18 protein-coding genes are annotated in these 21,233 nt (G+C 49.2%); 10 read left to right on the forward strand and 8 right to left on the reverse strand.

Annotated elements, in window-relative coordinates; all coding sequences use genetic code 11:
- Nucleotides 1-116 precede the first annotated feature (116 nt).
- From AC5YB1_RS11505 to xthA, 7 genes are all read left to right on the forward strand, one after another.
- Nucleotides 117-413 carry a DUF6482 family protein gene (locus AC5YB1_RS11505; protein ID WP_494519285.1) on the forward strand — a complete coding sequence of 99 codons (297 nt, stop codon included), beginning with the start codon at nt 117-119 and terminating at the stop codon, nt 411-413.
- 28 nt (nt 414-441) lie between these two features.
- On the forward strand, nt 442-738 hold the full coding sequence (locus tag AC5YB1_RS11510; protein ID WP_494519286.1) for a DUF3081 family protein: 297 nt from the start codon (nt 442-444) through the stop codon (nt 736-738).
- A gap of 17 nt (nt 739-755) precedes the next feature.
- Nucleotides 756-1,361 carry an HAD family hydrolase gene (locus AC5YB1_RS11515; protein ID WP_494519287.1) on the forward strand — a complete coding sequence of 202 codons (606 nt, stop codon included), beginning with the start codon at nt 756-758 and terminating at the stop codon, nt 1,359-1,361.
- A 226-nt stretch (nt 1,362-1,587) separates the two neighbouring features.
- Entirely contained in the window at nt 1,588-2,178 is a 591-nt protein-coding gene (locus tag AC5YB1_RS11520) for a CIA30 family protein (RefSeq protein ID WP_494519288.1), read from the forward strand.
- Nucleotides 2,179-2,373: 195 nt separating this feature from the next.
- Nucleotides 2,374-2,919 (forward strand): septation protein A, encoded by a 546-nt coding sequence (locus AC5YB1_RS11525; RefSeq protein ID WP_494519289.1) that lies wholly within the window; start codon nt 2,374-2,376, stop codon nt 2,917-2,919.
- Nucleotides 2,919-3,218 carry a YciI family protein gene (locus AC5YB1_RS11530; protein WP_494519290.1) on the forward strand — a complete coding sequence of 100 codons (300 nt, stop codon included), beginning with the start codon at nt 2,919-2,921 and terminating at the stop codon, nt 3,216-3,218. Before AC5YB1_RS11525 ends, AC5YB1_RS11530 begins: the two co-directional genes overlap by 1 nt.
- Before the next feature lie 20 nt (nt 3,219-3,238).
- Nucleotides 3,239-4,045, forward strand: coding sequence for an exodeoxyribonuclease III (xthA, locus tag AC5YB1_RS11535; RefSeq protein ID WP_494519291.1), 807 nt, complete (start codon nt 3,239-3,241; stop codon nt 4,043-4,045).
- Nucleotides 4,046-4,367: 322 nt separating this feature from the next.
- On the opposite strand, the gene AC5YB1_RS11540 is transcribed toward xthA, so the two are convergent.
- The 6 genes from AC5YB1_RS11540 to AC5YB1_RS11565 all read right to left on the reverse strand — a co-directional run bounded on the left by AC5YB1_RS11540 (nt 4,368) and on the right by AC5YB1_RS11565 (nt 11,810).
- Nucleotides 4,368-5,816, reverse strand: a complete 1,449-nt coding sequence (locus AC5YB1_RS11540; RefSeq protein WP_494519292.1) for a methyl-accepting chemotaxis protein — start codon at nt 5,814-5,816, stop codon at nt 4,368-4,370.
- A gap of 549 nt (nt 5,817-6,365) precedes the next feature.
- Nucleotides 6,366-8,612: a xanthine dehydrogenase family protein molybdopterin-binding subunit gene (locus AC5YB1_RS11545; protein WP_494519293.1), complete on the reverse strand. Its 2,247-nt coding sequence runs from the start codon at nt 8,610-8,612 to the stop codon at nt 6,366-6,368.
- Nucleotides 8,609-9,112, reverse strand: a complete 504-nt coding sequence (locus AC5YB1_RS11550) for a (2Fe-2S)-binding protein (protein WP_494519294.1) — start codon at nt 9,110-9,112, stop codon at nt 8,609-8,611. The genes AC5YB1_RS11545 and AC5YB1_RS11550 overlap by 4 nt, the downstream gene beginning before the upstream one ends.
- A gap of 68 nt (nt 9,113-9,180) precedes the next feature.
- Entirely contained in the window at nt 9,181-9,846 is a 666-nt protein-coding gene (locus AC5YB1_RS11555; protein WP_494519295.1) for a nucleotidyltransferase family protein, read from the reverse strand.
- Nucleotides 9,843-10,880 (reverse strand): XdhC family protein, encoded by a 1,038-nt coding sequence (locus tag AC5YB1_RS11560; RefSeq protein WP_494519296.1) that lies wholly within the window; start codon nt 10,878-10,880, stop codon nt 9,843-9,845. Before AC5YB1_RS11560 ends, AC5YB1_RS11555 begins: the two co-directional genes overlap by 4 nt.
- A gap of 285 nt (nt 10,881-11,165) precedes the next feature.
- Complete coding sequence (locus AC5YB1_RS11565) at nt 11,166-11,810, reverse strand: MBL fold metallo-hydrolase (protein WP_494519297.1); 645 nt, start codon at nt 11,808-11,810, stop codon at nt 11,166-11,168.
- 160 nt (nt 11,811-11,970) lie between these two features.
- Here AC5YB1_RS11565 and AC5YB1_RS11570 point away from each other — a divergent pair, with 160 nt between their 5' ends.
- Nucleotides 11,971-13,260, forward strand: coding sequence for an alpha/beta fold hydrolase (locus AC5YB1_RS11570; protein WP_494519298.1), 1,290 nt, complete (start codon nt 11,971-11,973; stop codon nt 13,258-13,260).
- A 52-nt stretch (nt 13,261-13,312) separates the two neighbouring features.
- Here AC5YB1_RS11570 and hrpA read toward each other — a convergent pair whose 3' ends face one another.
- Together hrpA and AC5YB1_RS11580 are read right to left on the reverse strand one after the other, a co-directional pair.
- Complete coding sequence (gene hrpA / locus AC5YB1_RS11575) at nt 13,313-17,188, reverse strand: ATP-dependent RNA helicase HrpA (protein WP_494519299.1); 3,876 nt, start codon at nt 17,186-17,188, stop codon at nt 13,313-13,315.
- A gap of 178 nt (nt 17,189-17,366) precedes the next feature.
- Nucleotides 17,367-17,783 (reverse strand): CBS domain-containing protein, encoded by a 417-nt coding sequence (locus AC5YB1_RS11580; RefSeq protein ID WP_475516649.1) that lies wholly within the window; start codon nt 17,781-17,783, stop codon nt 17,367-17,369.
- A gap of 599 nt (nt 17,784-18,382) precedes the next feature.
- Between AC5YB1_RS11580 and hyaA the strand changes: the two genes are divergently transcribed.
- Nucleotides 18,383-19,519 carry a nickel-dependent hydrogenase small subunit gene (gene hyaA / locus AC5YB1_RS11585; RefSeq protein ID WP_494519300.1) on the forward strand — a complete coding sequence of 379 codons (1,137 nt, stop codon included), beginning with the start codon at nt 18,383-18,385 and terminating at the stop codon, nt 19,517-19,519.
- 4 nt (nt 19,520-19,523) lie between these two features.
- Entirely contained in the window at nt 19,524-21,230 is a 1,707-nt protein-coding gene (gene hyaB / locus AC5YB1_RS11590; protein WP_494519301.1) for a nickel-dependent hydrogenase large subunit, read from the forward strand.
- The last annotated feature ends 3 nt before the right edge of the window (nt 21,231-21,233 follow it).

A 21,233-nucleotide genomic window follows, 5' to 3' on the forward strand; every position in this document is an offset into this window, starting at 1 on the left:
TGCACTTTTATGCTTTAAAATAAAGCCGCGACTCACCATCGAAGCGATTGTCGATAAGTGATCGATTGAGATCAGGCTGACGTAATACCATGACCACTAGGTCTCGGGAGTTAGACATGACGCAAGATGAACTGATTGAACTATTTAAAGCAAACCACCTTTCACCCACCATCATAAACACCGCCGATGCCACCCGTTATCTTGTTGGCGGTGAAGATCACCAAGGTAATTTTTATCAGTTAACCCAAGACGATCTCAGCCCTATGCCCTGTCACTCTCTGGAGCAAGCCAAAGTACAACTGAAACAGATGGGCGTGTGTAAAGCTACCTTCGAGCTCTATACCGCCTACGATGAGATGATTGGCGTTGCCCCTCAGTTCGATAACAAAACCAGTATTGAGTTATCGTTTTAATCCAATACTGAGGTTAAATGGAAGCCTAATGAATAACATAATTAATCTGACCCAAGCACTACGCGTCTATGGGCTAGTGATCGATAAAGGCACTAAAGTCCAAGACTCAAAGAGCGCCCCCGAGCAACAACTTAGCACCGAGGGTAACGGCGGCTATTACTATCAAGATATGCTGGCATGGAGCGATTATGACGGCTACACCGCCTACCTGAAATATAATCAGGTAACTCTCACGCTGTTGTTTCATGGTAAATATATGCTCGACTACCCAAGCGACGCCAAGTTAGCGGCATTTATTAAGAAACTGAATAAACTGGCTAATTAAGCCAAATAAGGAACGTGATGCAACGTTTTACCAACAGCTTTCAAGGCGTGATTTTTGATTTAGATGGCACGTTAGTCAGCTCTAACTTGAATTTTAGCGCATTACGCCAGGCGATTAAGTGCCCAAGCGATCATGATATTTTGCACTTTATTGCAACGCTACCTGCAGAGCAAGCCGCTCACGCCCACAAGATTATTGAACAAGCGGAGCAGCTTGATGCACAGCAAGCACGGCTGCTCAATGGCACCGATGCCTTTTTGGATTTCCTGTTAATGCAGCAGATCCCTATGGCAATTATCACCCGCAACAGTAAAGCCGCGGCGATGCAAAAAATAACGCAAAACAACCTTCCCATTGACTTCGTTATTAGTCGCGAAGATGGCCCGGCCAAACCTGATCCTGCCAGCCTTACACATGTGGCTAAAGTGTGGGGGTTAACGGCGAATAAAATTGCCTTTGTCGGGGATCATCATTATGACGTCGATGCGGCTAATCGCGCCGGTATGCAATCGGTGTTGTTAACCTTTGATGAACACAAATCCTATCAACACCAGGCACGTTTTGTGTATCGCGATTTACACCAACTATTACAAGCAATGCCGTTGATTTCGCTCTGCGCGTAAACCACTCAGGTAATATCCGCACTCTATGAGTGAATGCCATCTCAACCTCATTGATAACCAACAGGAGTGACTCATGGAGCGAACTAATTGGTGTTGCCTTCATCAATTGATGCCTCAGCGGTTCAACCCGTTAGGCGCACAACCATTATCGCAAGTAATATTAATAAGGAGATTACTGAGATTATTAGCACCACGAAGTAGGCTAAACCTAGGCGTTGCCTCAGCGATGCTGCTAACATCACTTACCGCCTCAACAACCAACGCAGAGACTCACATGGACAATATCGATCTACTAAACCTTGATGGCACGCCTCAACAGCAGTGGAACATAGTCAATGACGGCGTGATGGGTGGGCGCTCAAACAGCCGTATACATAATAATGGCAACAGCTTACTGTTTTCTGGCACAGTTTCACTGGAAAACAATGGCGGTTTTGCCTCTATCAGCCAGCCGTTAACCCCATGGCAACAGAGGCTCAAAGAGCCCAAATACGATCCACTTATGGCACAAAAAATAACCGCAAGCCGCATTACCATTACGGCAAATGGCGATGGTAAACGCTACCAACTGCGAATAAAAACCGGTAAAGGCATCGCACAAACCACTTATAAAACCGGTTTTACCCCCCTAAATGGGGCGCCGCAGCAATGGCAATTTTCCCCGCAGCAGTTTATCGAAACCTTTCGTGGCCGCGACTACCCTACGCGCCCCAAACCCGACTTTAATCAGCTAAGTGCGGTGGGGATCTTAATCAGTGATAAGCAAGCAGGGAGTTTTCAACTCGAACTGCATTCACTAGAGCTGCTGCTTGAATAACCGCCATTACCGCTCACATAACAAGTCAGTGATCTACATTTAACAACCCGCTGGCTTGCTCAATGTTTGGCAAGGCTCGCATTAATTTAAATTCATCGCCAATTACCCGCTTCTGCCCATTGGATAGCTTTTTCACCCAAAGCAGGCATGCTACACTGCGGCCAATCTGTTTATTGACTCATTGAAACCAAACTTATGAAACAACTGCTCGACTTTTTGCCGTTAGTGATCTTCTTCGCAGTGTATAAATTTTTCGATATCTATATCGCCAGTGGTGCCCTAATCGCAGCTACAGCGTTACAGCTGATCATCACCTACCTGATGTACAAAAAAATTGAAAAAATGCACCTTATCACCTTCGCCATGGTTAGCTTTTTCGGCACCTTGACCTTAGTGTTTCATGATGATGCCTTTATTAAATGGAAAGTGACCGTAGTGTATGCACTCTTTGCACTCGCCTTAGCCATCAGTCAATTTATTAATAAGCCCATTTTAAAGGGCATGTTAGGCAAAGAGTTAATTGTCGCCGATAAAATATGGGCCCATGTTACTTGGTATTGGGTGTTGTTTTTTGTGGGCTGTGCTCTGCTTAACATCTATGTCGCCTTTAACCTGCCTCAAGAGACATGGGTTAACTTTAAAGTGTTTGGCCTAACGGCCCTAACGCTGCTTAACACTGTCGTTACTGTAGTGTACCTTTACAAAAACATGCCCGAAGAACATAAAAAGGAACTCAAATAATGTGGTATATGATCTCATCTCAAGACATTGAAAACAGTTTAGAAAAACGCTTATCAGTACGCCCAGCACATGTGGCGCGCCTGCAAGAGTTATCCGATGAAGGTCGGCTAATGCTAGCAGGTCCCCATCCTGCTATCGATAATGAAAATCCTGGCGAAGCCGGCTTTACAGGCTCACTGGTAGTGGCTGAATTTGATTCACTGGAAGCCGCGCAAGCGTGGGCAGATCAAGACCCATACGTTGCCGCTGGAGTCTATGCCAAGGTGATAGTCAAACCGTTTAAACGCGTATTGCCATAGAGTTGACAGGATTGAACACATTGAAAATCGTATCATTTAACATCAATGGCCTCAGAGCTAGACTACACCAACTTCAGGCCCTTATTGATACGCATGCCCCCGATATTATCGGCTTGCAAGAGACTAAGGTTCATGATGAAGCGTTTCCGCTCGCTGACGTCGAGGCCATGGGTTATAAGGTGCACTACCACGGTGGTAAAGCCCACTATGGGGTAGCTATGCTGTCTAAGCGTGAGCCGCTCAGTGTACAAAAAGGCTTTCCTACCGACGAGGACGATGCTCAGCGCCGCATGATCATCGCCACCTTTAACCAAGACAATGGTAGACCGTTAACCGTGATAAATGGTTATTTCCCACAGGGTGAGAACATCAGCCATGAAACGAAATACCCAGCTAAACGTAAATTTTATCAAGATTTAATGCACTATCTCAATACCCATTGTCATCCAGGAGATGATATCGCCATCATAGGTGATATCAATATTTCTCCCATCGATTTGGATATTGGTATTGGCGAAGTAAACGCTAAACGTTGGTTAAAAACCGGTAAATGCAGTTTTCAGCCAGAAGAGCGTCAATGGCTCAGCACGCTACTCGACTGGGGCTTGGTCGATACTTTCCGTCAATTACACCCCACTCGCAGTGAGCGCTACTCATGGTTTGATTATCGCAGTAAGGGGTTCGATGATAACCGCGGTCTGCGTATCGACGTGATTTTAGCCACACCGTCACTGGCTGAGCGCTTAATTGAATCTGATGTCGACTATAACCTACGCGGTATCGAAAAGCCGTCGGATCATGCGCCGATCTGGAGCACCTTTAAATAAGCTGGCTTAAATCACAGATGAGATAAGCAGGGATAAATGCGCAGTGGATGTGGATGCTATCTCAAGCTCATTTGTGCTAACAGGGTGTGTTGACATACGCCAATACCAGACGCTTGCTTGTGAGATGCCACGCGGCTAGCTGTTAGAGCAAGTTAAAGGGAATTAAAGGCATAACGGGCTGTTTAGCCAATGAGTGATTAGGCACAGCACCAGTAAAGAATGCCCCATTAAAAAGGTTCAATATCGTCTTAAAAAGACGTTATTGAACCTTTTTTAATACTTTTTATGCTGTACGTGACGGAGCACGGCCTAATTAGCGGCATTAACTCAAACGATATTGGCTTAAAATCCCCTCAAGTTCAGTTGATGACTGCTTAAGTGAAGTGGCCAGAACCACTGAGCGTTCGGCGGTCTCTTTAATGGTTTGTGACTGCTGGCGAATATCATTTAACTGGCCGCCAATATCACGGGCCGATACACTTTGCTGCTCGGCAGATGCCGCAATTTGTGAGTTCATATCAAAAACATGGTCGATTGAGTCAGCCATATTATCAATATCTACACCTACCGTTTCGATGGCTCCTCGACCAAGTTCAGCCTGCTCAACTATCTCATGGGTAATACTGGCTAACTGACCAGAGCCCGTTTGCAGCCCCTCAATCATAGATTGGATCTCAACCGTCGCCTGCTGAGTTCGGCCGGCTAAGGTTCTCACCTCATCTGCTACTACAGCAAAACCTCGACCTTGCTCACCCGCACGCGCCGCCTCAATAGCTGCATTCAATGCTAATAAGTTGGTCTGCTCTGAAATACCATTAATGGTAGTGACGACAGCGCCAATCTCGGTGGCATTGGTCGACAGTGCATCTACCGCGCTCGACGCTGAAGCGATCTGTTGAGTAAGCTGGCCGATACGCGCCATCGCCTCACTGATGCGTAATTTGCTGTCGGCCGCCGCATCGGCATTTTGTTTAGTATGATCTGAGGCATTGGCCGCATTATGCGACACTTCACCGATGGCGGCAGTCATTTGGTCCATCGCCACCGCAACGGTGTCCAGAAACTGATGTTGGAACTTAGCCAACTCCTCATTTTGCTGCGCCTGTTGATTAAATTCATCGGCGGCATTGGCCAGTGTGGCCGCATTATTACCAATAGCAGTGACCATTTCACTCATATTGTCGGCACTACGATCGATTTCCCGGGCAATCATACTAAAATCATCGGTACCAAAAAAGTTAAGTCTAAATGATAGATCGCCATCGGCTAAACGCTTAATGGCAGCGTACATGTCCCACAAGCCAGCCCCAAGTGATGTCGAGATCCAGTAACTCAGTTGATACAAAGGATATAAGCCAATCAACGCCAAGCAAAACATCCACCAGCCATCGCCCTTAACCTCTTGCTCCCACTGGGCCACATTGGTGTTAGCCTGTAAAAATTGACCAGCAATGGGGGCGCTTACGGTCACATTATCACCCTGACGCGTATTGACAGCCCGACTGGCTAAACTCAGCCCATGCTGCGTGGCAAACTGAGTCAGTGCAGAGCCAGTGAGCTGTTGTGATTTAGCTATATTGGCATAAGCATCAAGACTGGCCTGCGCCCGTGCAGCAGAGCTGCTGTGGGCGTATTGGGTGAGTTGATTGAGATTAAGTAAGGCTATCGTTAAGGTAATGACGCTGACCATAGCGCACACCACCCAAAATTTGCCATTGAGACTTAACTTGATCATTAACGCATCTATCTTTCTAAATTCGCTTGCTTTCATGGGAGCCCACTTATTTTATACGACGAGATGCACCACGAGCAGTTTCACCGACTAACGTTACCCGCATTCACACCACAATGGCTTGACTGATGTCTAAGACATCTATCGGCCAGTGAGTGCTTTACTGTATGGGTATCGGTAGAAAATGTAACATCACGATGGATTGAGCTTAAAAAATACTCCTGCCGAACCAGCTTTACTTGTGAGACTTAACGCCATGCACAACAAGATGTTAGCAGTTGCAGATAATCACGGACTCAAAAAATGTGATGCTAAACGGCTGTGCACACCTAAAACCAAGGGAGGTAAGTTGGCGGCGATATTAACACCTATAACAAAAGTGATGCAACACTCCAGAGACGATCAACAAGGAGTAGCGGTTTTAGTGACAAATCTTTAGACAACCACACCAAAAGCACTTGGGCACAGCACGCTGATGTGCCCAAGTAACACTGAAATAACCCGTTTTAACTTATAACGGGTCATGGGTTTACCTTGTGCCTAAGTCATACTAAGTCAATTAACTTGAAGCAGTTAATTGACGTGGCATTATACCGACATATGAGCGTTAATCGGCAGCTGACGAATGCGTTTGCCTGTAGCAGCAAAAATGGCATTGACGACACTTGGCGCCACAGGCGGTACGCCTGGCTCACCCACCCCTGCAGGCACCGCATCCGAGGCGATTATTATCGTCTCGATTTCTGGGCACTGTGACATACGTAACAATGGGTAATCATGAAAATTCGACTGCTGCACCCGCCCCGCTTTAAAGCTGATTTGACCCATTAAGGCGAGGCTCAAACCAAACATCACCGCACCTTCAAGCTGAGAACGAACACGATCAGGGTTAACCAGCGTACCGGCATCGATAGCGATAATCGACTTCAGCACCTTAAGTTTATTATCCGTCACCTCAACCAAGGTGGCGGTGGCGACAAACGCGGTAAAGCTGCGGTGCACGGCAAACCCCCACCCTTGACCCGACGTGGGTTTAGGCTGACGAGCCATGGCCTGCTCTACCGCATCAATCACCCCTTTAAAGCGGGCCGTGTCCACAGGATGACGACTCAAAGAGTCACCATAGTTACCATATGTGAACCCTTGGTTTTCAAAGGTTTCGTGCCTATCGCTGCCAAGCAGCTCGCGCCACATTTGTACTGTGGGTAAGCCGCGTTTATGTGCCAATTCATCGACAAATGAGCCAATGCCAAAACCATGCTGAATATTACACACTGAGCGCAGCCACCCGATTCGTGTATGTGCCTGTGCTTTTACCGACTCGCAGCGTAAGCTGTTGATACTCAGCGGCACATCGACAAAGCCCATATCCAATTCTGAGGCGCTAGGCTCATCAACACTGGCGTTAAAGGTAGAACTGATGCTTGGGAAACCACTGCGTTGTAGTATGGCTTTGACGCCATCGGCCCCCACTTTGCCTTTAAAATACTGGGCGCTAATGGCATGCAGATAACCGTTTTGCAGCTCATCTTCGCGGCTCCAACTGACCTTCACCGGCTTACCCGTTTGTTTGGCTAATAAGGCGGCCTCGACACAAAAATCAGGTTTCGACTTACGGCCAAATCCCCCACCGAGCAAGGTCACATGAATGATCACCTGATCAACCTTGAGCCCCAGCGCATTGGCCACGGTTTGCTGCGCACTTTGCGGGGTCTGAGTCGATGCCCACAACTCAACACCATCGGCTGTCATTCTGGCGGTAGCAGTCGGGGGCTCCATCATGGCATGGGCCAGATAAGGCACGGTATAGAGCGCACTGATGGTCTGCTCTTCTGGCCAGTCAGTATTGACAGGTCCTTGCTGGCGAACCACTTTACCGGGTTGCTTCACCCGCTCACTGAGCTCGGCTAAATACTGCTGTGAGTCATGCTCATCATTAGGCGATTCCCCCCAACTGAGACTCAGTTGTTTGCGCCCTTCGATGGCGCTCCAGCTATTGGTTGCAACAACCGCCACACCGCCTAGGGGTTGGAAACTCGGCGCACCTTTAGGCGCTGGCAAGGTGATCACATCGACCACGCCAGCGGTGGCACGCGCCTTCGTGTCATCCAGGCTATTTAGGACGCTGCCCGCCACGGGAGGGCGGGTAATGCTGGCATATAGCATCCCATCAAGCTGCACATCGTAACCAAATTCTGCTTGGCCAGTGAGAATATCCTCCATATCGACAATCCCATGGGATTTACCAATATGGGTGTACTGCTGCGCCGATTTCAGCGTTAAGCTAGCAGGATCGGGCAAAGGCAGCGCTGCGGCCGCTAAGGCGAGCTCACCAAAACTCAGGCGTCGACCAGAAGCTGAATGCACTACCTCATTGTCAATGCAGCTTAGCTCAGAAGCGGGCACCTTAAGGCGCTCTGCGCCAGCTTGTTCTAGCATGGTACGAGCCATCGCGCCCATTTCACGCATCTTATCAAAACCACGGCGAATACTGCGTGAGCCATCGGTATTTTGACTGCCGTAACGTTCATCCGCCAGCCCTTGTACCACCACCACATTATCCCATTTAGCGCCCAACTCATCGGCCAACACTTGCGGGATCCCGGTTCTGATCCCCTGGCCCATTTCTGAGCGATGACACGTTAAATACACCTGATTATCTTCACCGATAGCGATAAACAGATTAAGCCGAGACTCTGACGTGCCTTGCTGTGCAAGCGCCATCGGGCTCCAACTTACGCCACTGGCTCCTAAGGCTAATCCGCCTCCGGCAACACCAAACAGCTTTAATACGTCGCGGCGGCTAAAATTTTGTACTGCAGTGAATTGACTCATGCTTGTGCCTCCTGCTCAGACTCGCTATGGGCGTCGGCTTGGCTGACTTTTTGACCCGACGCCGTTTGAATCGCCGCCTTAATGCGCGTATAAGTGCCACAGCGACACAGGTTACCTGCCATCGCCTCATCTATTTGGCGCTCTGTCGGCTGCGCCGTCTGAGTTAACAAGGCCGCAGCCGACATCAACTGCCCAGCTTGGCAATAACCACATTGAGGCACATTATGCTCACGCCATGCCTGTTTTAACGGCTCAAACGCCAAGCCTTCAATGGTGGTGACCTGCTTACCTTGCACCTGCTTTAGGCTGGTTAAACAGGCACGTTGAGGTTGACCATCGACATGGATAGTACAGGCGCCGCATAAGCCCGCGCCGCAACCAAATTTAGTGCCGGTAAGACCAACCAGATCGCGAATGGCCCACAGCACGGGCATATTGGGGTCGGCATCCAACGTATAATCTTTGCCGTTTATCTTGAGTCCTAATGGATTCTTGGACATCTTGTATCTCCTTGATAACCCCGACAGCGATTACAGGGTGTTCGACTAGTTAAACAGGTGCTGAGCACCTATATCTTATAAAAATCATACAGTTGTTCTGGGGTATCGATATCAACTTCGGCGCGGGGTAAGCATGCGGCAATCAATTTGCCCTCTTGATAACGACGTTTAAGCAGCGCCTTGGCCCCCCTATCCCCTTTTAATTTAAGCAATTCAGTATAGTCATCACGATGAAATATCGCGGGCACCGCAGGAGCCGAGGCGTAATAGGCGCTAACACGGGAACTGGCTTGCGCGCGAGCGCCATACAGGGTTAAGTAATCAGTAACGTGTAAGGCAAGTTGATCGCCCAGGGTTATCATTAACGACTCGGCGCCCATCGCCTGCGCATACTCAGTCGCAACGCCGATGGAGCTGGCCATCCCTTGTTGCCAGTGGGGGTTAGCCAATACCTTGGCATCGGCTGGTAAACCATCGATCACCGCCTCACGATGCCCACCGACTACCACCACTAACTGTGCGCCCACATGGCTGGCGACCTGGGATAAACGCCCATACACGACCCCAAGAAGCGTCTGTTTGTGGCCCGCTTGTGAACCATCAATTGAGTTGTCAGCCTTAATGGGGGCGGCTAATTTGGCCCCACCAAAACGGCGGCTCCCGCCTGCGGCCAGCAAGGCGATCATCCGTAATGGCGACTGAGTTTGGGATGGCGACTGAGTTGTGTGCGTCATAACATCACCTCTTGCAACGCCCTAAGTTTGGCCTGATGCAACACCCCATGGCACTCAGACAAGATGCTCAGCGCAATCGATGCGGGCAACTCTCCCCCCAAGGCCAAGCCCGCCGGCGCCGAAAAAAACGGTTTAATCGCATCAGGGGAGAGCTCGGCTAACGCCAGCACGCGATCGCGCCTATGCCCAGGGCCAAGCAGAGCAATGTAAGCGATATTCACGCCATTTGCATGCAGCGAGGCCAAGGCCTTAGCATCGAGGGATAAATTGTGGTGCATAACAATCGCCCCATCGAGGCCGTGCCAAAATGACGCATCTAGCGCCTCGATTGGCTGCTTAAGCACGCGGGCACCGACGAAATCATGACTACGCGCATAACTGGTGCGTTCATCGACCACATCAACCCGCCAACCTAGCTCCATGGCAATACGACACACAGGCTGGGCATCCAGACCGCCGCCAAAAATGGCAATACGGTAACGACTGCGCAGCGGGATCACTAAGGTAGTCTGTTCACTCTGGTGAATGCCTGCTCGGTTAAAATCACTCAACTGTAAGCTAAGACCTTGTTTATCAACTTGTGCCTGATTGGCCCATACCGAGGTGGTTATCGCCCCTTGCGGCGCACTCGGATCACACAGGCTGAGCTGGTAATAGCACCGCCCTCCCTGCTTTAACGCCTGACTCAGGGCGGGAAAATTAAGGTAGTGGTTCTGCCGGCACAGGGGAATAAGCATCAAGTGCACCACGCCGCCACATCCCAACTGATAACTGGCGTCAGACTCGTCACTGGCGTCGTAACAGACACTCAGTGCTTGCTGGGTTTGTAATGCTTTTTGGGCGTAACGTTTTAAGTCGGCCTCTAAACAGCCACCACTGATCACCCCAACGCTCTTGCCCAAGGAGTGGATCAACATCATGGCGCCCACTTTGCGATAGGCCGAGCCTTCAACTTGGGTGATCACAGCCAACACCCAGTCATCATCGGGCGCCGATTGCCAGCTGCTCAGGAGATCTTCAATATGATGTGACATCGCCGCATGCCTCCTGCTTGTGACGCATAAATAAAGGATAAGCCCCAACCGATCGCTTAACGCGTCGAAGACGCAATGACAGATACCGCTTGAGTCATCCGCTACCGTTACAGCAGCCATTTGACATCATGTCATCGATAGGTTTTCACTGAACATATCGACCTAGCCTAACAAAGCACAGATAAGGAAACCAATATTATTGCTTGAAAATCAAAGGAACGCCAAAGGCCATTAGTCATGCTGACGGCATAGACTAACGGCAAGGCAAAAGTGTTAGGAGAAAGCTTAGGCTAATAACTGATCGGCAACGAAAGGATTTTGCTCGCGCTCGGCGCCAAAATTAGAGATAGGTCCGTGGCCAGGAATAAAGGTCACATCACGGCCTAATGGCCATAAGTTTTGGGTTATCGACTCGACTAACTGTTGATGGTTTGACTGCGGAAAATCGGTGCGACCAATTGAGCCTTTAAACAGCACATCGCCAACCCACGCCAACTTAGCTTGCTGATGAAAAAACACAATATGCCCTGGGGTATGTCCGGGACAATGCAAGACTTGCAGTATTTGTTCGCCAACCGAGACGGTATCGCCCGCCGCAAGGTAACGGTGAGGGGCAAAAGGCTGCGCCGGTAAAAAACCAAAATGTTTGCTCTGCTCCGCTAACGAAGTCAACCAAAACTCATCATCTTTATGGGGACCAATAATATCAACGCCAGTGGCTTCACTGAGCGCTTTTGCACCGCCAACATGATCGATATGACCATGGGTTAACAAGATTTTCGCTATCGTTAAACCATGATGAGCCAATTGCTGCTCGATACGAGCGATATCGCCACCGGGATCGACAACCGCTGCTAACTTGGTTTTTTCACACCAAATAATACTGCAGTTTTGCTGAAAAGGTGTGACCGGCACAATTTGATATTTCATCTGCTACTTCCACTATTTCAATTAAGCATAGATTAGGATAACACGTCAGTTTTAACTAATATCGGTTATCAATATATTGATCTAGGATAATCTATGCCACGCTATTGTTTTTATATACAATTCTTGCGGGCTACATCCACTAAAAATCAAAAGGATACACATGAGCAATCGCCAAATCCTGTCTGGGATCCAATCCATTAAACACACCTTTATGCTGCCACTGGATCACCAACAGCCCAATGGGCCGCACATCAGTGTGTTTGCTCGCGAACTCGTCTCGCCCAGCCACAGCGATAACACGCTGCCTTACCTAGTCTTTTTTCAAGGTGGCCCAGGATTTGGCGCTGTAAGGCCTGTGGCAAACAGCGGCTGGATAAAAAGAGCCATGCAAGAATATCGGGTATTACTCCTCGACCAACGCGGTACCGGGCTGTCATCACCCGTTAACGCTGTGTCGCTGGGCCATTTAGACGCCGCCGCTCAAGCCGAGTACCTGAGCCATTTTCGCGCCGATAGTATCATTGCCGATGCAGAAGCGATACGTCAGCAGCTTTGTCCGGGCAAGAAATGGAGTATTCTAGGGCAAAGTTTTGGCGGCTTTTGTGTCCTAAAATACCTTAACGATGCCCCACATGGCCTCGAAGAAGCCTACATCACTGGCGGTATTCCCTCGCTCACTCGCCGCTGTGATGAGGTCTATCAAGCCACCTATCAAAGAGTACAGCGCAAAAATAACGACTTTTTCACGCGCTTTCCCGACGCGCAGCCATTAGTGCAAAACCTCGCACAATATATCAGCACCCATGAGGTGCGTATCGCCACTGGCGAGCGACTTACGGTAGAAATGTTGCAACTGTTGGGGATCAATATTGGCATGGAGCAAGGCCCCGAAGCGGTATATTACCTGTTAGAGCAAGCCTTGATGGAGACCGACCAAGGCCTGCAGATGAATCCGCTATTTTTAGCGCATTTTTGCCAGTTACTCGATTTTAATACCAACCCGATTTTTGCCTTGCTGCACGAGAGTATTTACTGCCAGCAGCACGCATCAAACTGGGCGGCGCAGCGCGTACGAGGCCAATTTGAACAGTTTAACTACCGTGCCGATAGTCCATTTTTATTTACTGGTGAAATGGTATACCCTTGGTTTTTTGAGCAATTTACTAACCTTAAACCACTCAAACATGCTGCGCACCTGCTAGCCGAAAAAGCCGATTGGCCCATGCTGTACGATGTTAATATTTTGGCAAACAATCAGGTGCCGGTCGCGGCAGCCATTTATAGCGAAGATATGTTTGTCGAGATGACCTACAGTTTAGAAACCGCAGCCCAAGTGGGTAACCTAACCTATTGGCTCACCTCAGAATATGAACACAATGGTATTCGTATGGATGGTGAGCGCATCCTAGATAAACTTATTGCCCTTAATCGGCGTCAGCAGTTGCGTTAACGCGCATCACGGCCAGTGACATCCGTTTACTGGCCGTCCTTGAGCGCTATATTTAAGCTTCGTTAATCCGATTAATAATCCGCTTCTCTGAGATGGGATAGGCAGTGCCCAACACCTGAGCAAAACAGGACACTCGGTACTCTTCTATCATCCAGCGGGCATCTTGCAGCGCCTGAGGAATAGCCGCAGTTCGCGGTACCTTAGCCAGTTGTTGCTCGAGTAATTGCTGCACATTATTAATGCTTTGCAGGTGCAAGCGATCGCGATTGGGATCGACCGGTAACTTGTCGAGACGAGTATCTATCGCTTTGATATAACGAACTAAATCGGTTAATCGTTGCCAGCCACATTGCTCAACAAACCCTTTGTAAACCAACTTGTCGAGCTGCGCTTGAATATCACTCATGGCAAAGGCGATATCGAAGCTAATTTTCCCCTTAAGGCGTTTTTTTACCTTTTGATACAAGGTTAAAATCTCTTCCACCTGCAAGGCTATCTTGGCCGCTGTGGGGTTAAGCTCTTGGCGTACCCACTCTTTTGCCTGTTCAAATTGCTCGGCGCTACGAATATCCAGCCCTTTTTCGTCCAGTAACTGCTGCACTGCCGCCGATAAAATATCATCGATCAGCTCATTAACCTGACCAAAGGGATTAAAATACATCGCCAACTTGGCTTTATTGGGCAAGGTTTGTTGCAGATGCTTCACAGGCGACGGCATGTTAAGCAGCAACAAGCGCTGCAGGCCACTGCGATGGGCGCGCTGGGCCTCATTTTCATCATCAAATAAGGCAATAGAGACACTGGTTTTATCATCCACCAGCGCTGGAAACGCCTTGACTTCAAAATTTCCTTTGCGTTGCTGATACTGCTTGGGCAGGTCGCCAAAGCTCCACTCGGTCAACGCTTGCTGCTCAATACCTGTGTCGGCCACATTGCGAATCGCCTGACTGACTTGGCCTTGCAGCTGGGTCTTGAGCTCCTCTAGGTTGCGGCCTTGGGCGATGAGCTTACCGCGGTCATCTTCGACCTTAAAATTAATCAACAAATGCGCAGGTAACTGCGACAGATCAAAATCATCGATTGAGACCCGCACCCCGCTCATGCGCAGTAACTGTTTGCACATGGCCTCGAGCAGGCTCACCTCGGTCGATGTCATCGCCTGTAAGCAGGCTCTGGCATAATCGGGAGCGGGCACAAAGTTACGCCTTAAGGTTTTAGGCAAAGACTTTATCAGCGCGATGCACTTCTCTTCTCGTAAGCCCGGCACCAGCCAGTCAAAACCGTTACTGTCTATTTGATTTAATAACGCCACCGGAATGTGCACCGAGACACCATCATCAACATCGGCAGGTTCAAAGTGGTAACTTAGGCAGAGTGTTAAATTGCCTTGATGCCAATGATCGGGAAAATCCAGCGCCGAGATATGGTCATCACTGCGTTTCATCAGCTGTGAGCGTTCAAAGTCTAAGAGATCGGGATTGACCTTTTTCTCCTGCTTCCACCAACTGAGTAATTTGGGCGCGTTATAAATATCAGCGGGAATGCGGCTCTGGTAAAAATCCACCAGTGCCTGTTCATCGACCAAAATATCGCGCCGACGCGACTTGTGCTCTAACGACTCAATGTCTTCCAGCAGCTGACGATTTTTGACGAAAAACGCTTCATTAGTACGCAGTTCTCCGTCAGCTAAGGCGCTGCGAATAAAAATTTCACGCGCCTCAACGGGATCTATCGGCCCATATTGCACCCGGCGACGATTGACTATGGTCAGGCCATATAGCTGCTGATTTTCCAAGGCCACGACACTGCCCTGCTTGGCCTCAAAATGGGGCTCAACATAGCTTTTCTTAATTAAATGGCCAGCTAAGGGTTCAATCCATTCAGGCTCAATTTTGGCGCAGCAGCGAGCAAAGAGGCGCGAGGTTTCGGTCATCTCGGCGGCCATAATCCACTTAGGGCCTTTCTTGGCTAAAGGAGAGCCTGGAAACACAAAAAACTTACGGTTACGGGCGCCGACATATTCGTTGTCTTTATCTTTAAAGCCGATATGGCTCAGTAAACCGGTTAACAGTGCTTGATGCAGGGGTTGATACTCGGCCGGCTCGCTGTTGAGTTTCCATTTAAGATCATGCACCGCTTGACGCAGCTGAACATACAAGTCTTGCCACTCTCGTACTCGCAGATAAGCTAAAAACTCCTGCTTACACAGTTTACGGAACTGGCTGGCTGATAAGGTTTTTTGCTCGGTTTTGACATGGTTCCACAAGTTAACCCAGCCGACAAAATCAGAATGTTTGTCATTAAAGCGACGATGGGCTTCGTCCGCCGCCTGCTTTTTGTCCATCGGGCGCTCACGGGGATCTTGTATCGACAAGCCTGCGGCGATGACCAGCACCTCATGCAAACAGCCATACTCGTTGGCTTGCACTACCATGCGCGCTAAACGGGGATCCACCGGAATCGATGCCAATTGGCGCCCAAGTGGCGTCAGTTGCAGCTGACCTTGGTGTTTTTTAACCGACTGCAGTTCTTCGAGCAGCAAGAAACCATCGCGGATATAACGGGGATCAGGCGGCTGAATAAATGGAAAACCTTCGATATCCCCAAGGCCAATGGCCAACATCTGCAGAATAACCGACGCCAAGTTGGTGCGTAAAATTTCCGGATCGGTAAATTCGGGCCGATTAATAAAATCGGTTTCATCATATAAACGGATACAGATACCAGGCGCCACACGACCACAGCGGCCAAGACGTTGGTTGGCGCTGGCCTGCGAGATGGGCTCAATGGGCAGGCGCTGCACCTTAGTGCGGTAACTGTAGCGACTGATTCTGGCGGTGCCGGGATCGATCACGTATTTAATGCCGGGCACGGTTAACGACGTTTCGGCCACGTTGGTTGCTAATACGATACGCCGGCCAACGTGACTCTTAAACACCTTAGACTGCTCGCCATAAGAGAGACGTGCGTATAAGGGCAAGATCTCAGTATCGCGATACTGGCGTTTATTGAGCTGATCGGCCACATCACGAATTTCACGCTCGCCGTTCATAAAGATCAAAATATCACCGGGGCCTTCGGCCATCAGCTCTTCTGCTGCGGCAAATATCCCCTCGGTTAAATCTAAGTCTTCGTCTTGATCGCGCACTAAAGGACGATAACGCGTCTCAACCGGATAGGTTCGCCCAGAGACTTCAATCACAGGCGCATTATCAAAATGCTGGGAAAAACGCTCTACATCTATGGTGGCTGAGGTGATGATCACTTTGAGATCGGGGCGCTTTTTCAGCACATTTTTTAAATAACCTAAAATGAAATCAATATTCAGGCTGCGCTCGTGCGCCTCATCGATAATGATGGTGTCGTATTGGTCGAGCCATTTATCGGACGTCAGCTCTGCTAATAAAATACCATCGGTCATCAATTTAATGTACGAGCTGGGTTTTATCGCATCGGCAAAGCGCACCTTAAAGCCCACCACTTCACCTAATGGACTGTTGAGCTCTTCAGCGACTCGGCTTGCCACACTGCGCGCTGCCAGACGACGCGGCTGCGTATGGCCGATAAGTCCACGACAACCCAGACCCAGTTCTAAACAGATTTTAGGCAGTTGCGTCGTTTTACCTGAGCCAGTTTCACCGGCGACAATCACCACCTGATGACCCGCGATTGCCCGCGCTATTTCGTCACGTTTTTGCGAAATTGGCAGCGCCTCGGGATAGTCTATTTGCGGGCGACCGCTGCGACGTAGCTCAACCTTTTCCCAAGCGGCAACTGCCAGCGCTTCAAGTTTGACCAATTCATCCCGCTTCTTATCGGAATCGGCTTGCTTATTTAAGCGAAAGAGACGACGCCTAATTTTAGAGGCATCCGCTTGATAACATTGCTTTAAGAAGGCATTAGACAGGGGGTGAAGTGGCGAATTCAAATGCAAAACCCATAAAAGAAAAACACAAGGCTGCGATCCTACCAATTAACGCACGCTATTGGTATGGCAAATGGTGCATTTCTGCAGGAGATAAGGCTCACCCTCGCGTCACTTTAATTCACGCACCTTTAAAGTAACGCGACGGTGAGAGTAGGCAGACAGTCTAGTTCAATAGCCCCTAAGCGGGCTTGAGGTAGCAGGCTTGCATCGACAGGTTTATCGCTTTGAGCACCGCATTACGATCGACAATGCCGACCACCTTGCCCTGCTCTACCACTGGGTAGATTTTGGGTTTAGCCTGTAACATCTGTTCCGCGAGGGTGATGATTGGCGTGTCTTGGGTGACACTTAATACGTCACTGCGCATGCAATCGCTAACATTAGCCGTTAAATCACAGTGATACGAGCTTTTTAACATTACCGCCAAACAATCTTGTTGCGACAGAAACCCCACTAAATTGCCCCCATGATCGACTACAGCTGCCCCGAGTTTTTTTTGTGTCAGCAGCTTTTCTACCGCCGCGGCCAGTGTCATATCCGGATGTAATAACACGGGTTGACGGTCCATATAATCAACGACTTTCATCGATTCCATAGTCTAACTCCTATGATAATGTGCACTTAAAACCCACTCTATTCATTATCAGGTGGATATTGATAGCTAACTAAGCACTAGTCAATTTAACCCATTACTCATTGTCTTAACTTGAGCCTTGTCTTATCGACTTATCCTAGTAAGCCTAGTTAATGCGTCAATAAACAGACCGCTGATCGCTGTAATTGCTCATAGTAAGTGTATATAAGCTTAGCAATATCAACCGACATTTTGCGTAACTTTTTTATTTAATAGTGGCTTACTTTCTGCATTTTTTAGGAAAACGCTTCTCTGGAACACCGTCTGTGTGCACAGCTTCAAGCCATCATGGCATACGACCAACGACTGACTTTTCGGCCTAGCAAGGTGATTTATTATTCTGCGTCAGCTCACACAAGCATTAAAAATTGGGACAATTTGACCCAATTAATAAATTAAACATGATCTGCCTCATACGAATTAACGGAAAAACATCGACTCGATCACGATTCCTCAAAAGCTTGATACATATCAACAAATATCCCTAAATTGCGGCCTAAACTTAGTTGTCGAATCGATACATCACATTTCAGCATCAGAATGACAACAAAGGGTCAACCATGGACACACATGCCGCCTTATACCAACAGGGTCAAGCGCGTCTCGATATGTTGCGCAGCTTATCACCCCGTCATGCCCATTCTTTGCAAAGCAAAATGGAAGAGCATGGCATTTCACGCCGAGATTTCATGAAGTGGAGCGCTGCAGTAACTGCAATGCTGGCTTTACCACTTCCATTTAGCACCTTAGTGGCCGAAGCCGCCGAACTGGCCGATAGAGTGCCACTGATTTGGTTGCATATGGCCGAGTGTACTGGCTGCTCCGAATCACTGGTACGCGCCGATACCCCTAATCTTGATTCACTCATCTTTGACCATGTGTCATTGGAATACCACGAAACCTTAATGGCCGCAGCAGGCTGGCAAGCCGAAGAGAACCTCGAGCATGCCCTAGAAGCTTATAAAGGCAACTACCTGCTGGCGGTTGAGGGGGCGATTCCCACGGCCAATAATGGCGCCTACCTCACCGTAGGCTGTAAAGGCCATACTGGGCTTCAAATAGTTAAACATGCCGCCGAAGGCGCCGCTGCCATTATTTCGGTCGGCACCTGTGCAGCCTTTGGTGGCGTCCAGGCCGCAGCGCCTAACCCAACGGGCGCTAAAGGGGTTGACCAAGTGGTCAATAAGACGGTGGTTAACTTAGGTGGTTGCCCACCCAGTGAGAAAAACATTGTCGGAACGCTGATGTATTTCATCATGTTTGGCCAATTACCCGCCTTAGACATGTTTAACCGACCTAAGTGGGCTTATGGTGCTCGGGTCCACGATAACTGTGAACGTCGTGGTCGTTTCGATGCTGGTGAATTTGTCGAAGAGTTTGGTGACAGCGGGGCCAAAGAAGGTTTCTGTTTATACAAGGTGGGATGTAAAGGTCCCTACACCTACAACAACTGCCCTACCGAGCGATTTAATCATCACACCAGTTGGCCAGTGTTGGCCGGCCATGGCTGTATGGGCTGCTCTGAGCCCAACTTCTGGGATGATATGGCTGATTTTGAGAAGCCTCTAGGCAGACAGTTACTTCACGGACTCGATGCCACCGCCGACACTGTCGGAGCCGTTATTTTAGGGGCGACAGCCATTGGTATCGGCGCCCATGCAGTTGCCAGCGTATTTGCCAATTCGAAAGAGGACTAGTTAAATGAGCAAACGTGTAGTTATCGACCCCATCACTCGCATCGAAGGCCATTTACGCGTCGAAGTTGAAGTTGATGAAAATAATGTTGTTCAAAAGGCCTGGTCCTCATCCACCTTGTGGCGCGGTATTGAGGTGATCCTCAAGGGACGTACCCCCATGGATGTCGGCCTCATCGTACAGCGCATCTGTGGTGTGTGTACCTATTCCCATTACCGCTGCGGCACAGAAGCGGTTGAAAATGCGCTTGGATTAACCATTCCACTGAATGCCAAATACCTGCGTTCTTTAATGCTGACATCCCTGTATATGCATGATCATATTGTCCATTTCTATCACTTACATGGGCTAGACTGGGTCGATGTGGTCTCGGCATTAAGCGCCGATCCTGCCGCGGCTGCCCAAGTAGCTCTCAAATATACCGATAAACCAATTGCGGCCGGTGAAGGTGAACTTAGGGCAGTACAAGAACGGGTTAAAGGCTTTGTCGAAACCGGTAAGCTTGGCCCCTTTGCCAATGCTTATTGGGGCAATCGCACCTATAAGTTTACCCCAGAGCAAAACCTGATCGCCCTATCGCACTACCTTAAGGCACTTGAAGTGCAGCGGGTTGCGGCAGAGATGATGGCGATTTTCGGTGGTAAGCAGCCCCATCCACAATCCTTAGTGGTCGGCGGCGTGACGTCGGTACGTGATATGTTAAGCCCTGCTCGCCTGCAAGAGTGGAAGCAAAAACATGCTACGGTGACGGACTTTATTCGCCGAGCCTATCAAGCCGATATCGTGATGGCAGCCGAAGCCTTTGGTAACGAGCCAAGCGTATTAGGTGGCGTCAATGTGAAAAACTTCATGGCGACCAATGACTTTATCTTGGCCAATGGCGAATACCTGTTTGACCAAGGGGTGATCATGAATGGCGATTTAGCCAATGTCAGCGACCTCAACCCCGACTTGATTAAAGAAGATGTCAGCCATGCATGGTATGACGCTGATGGCCCACAGCACCCCTATGATGGCACCACCATCCCTAACTACACCGGCTTTGTTGAACGCGACACGGTATACGGCAAACTGCCCACCCTCGACGGTGACGGTAAATACTCTTGGGTCAAATCACCACGTTATCAAGGTGAACCCGTTGAAGTTGGCCCATTAGCTTGTCTATTAGTCAGTTACGCACGTGGTAACGAAGTGGTCGTCAAAGCGGTCAATGGGTTACTCGAAGCAACCGGCCTGCCCGTGGAAGCCTTGTTTACCACCCTTGGTCGCACCGCGGCGCGCATGTTGCAAACCTTGATTGTGGCCGAAGAGGGCTTAAAAACCTTTGATGCGCTGATCCAAAATATTCAAGTGGATGAAAGCACCTATGTGAAGCCCGAAATGGACCCTGACCGTGAATATGTCGGTCACGCCATGATCGAGGCCCCGCGGGGGGCTCTCAGCCACTGGATCCGCATTAAAAATGGCTTAGTGGAAAATTACCAAGCCGTAGTGCCCACTACGTGGAATGCCGGCCCTGTCGATAATGAAGGCAAGGTGGGCCCCTATGAGGCGGCGCTCATCGGATTGCAACTGGAAGATCCCACTAAGCCGCTGGAAGTGATCCGTATTATTCACTCGTTTGACCCTTGTATGGCGTGTTCTGTCCATGTAATGGATTACAAAGGCCAAGATTTGGGTGAATTCCGACTCGATGCCAACGGTAACACCTAAGGA

This window comes from Shewanella sp. 433 (genome assembly GCF_059338565.1).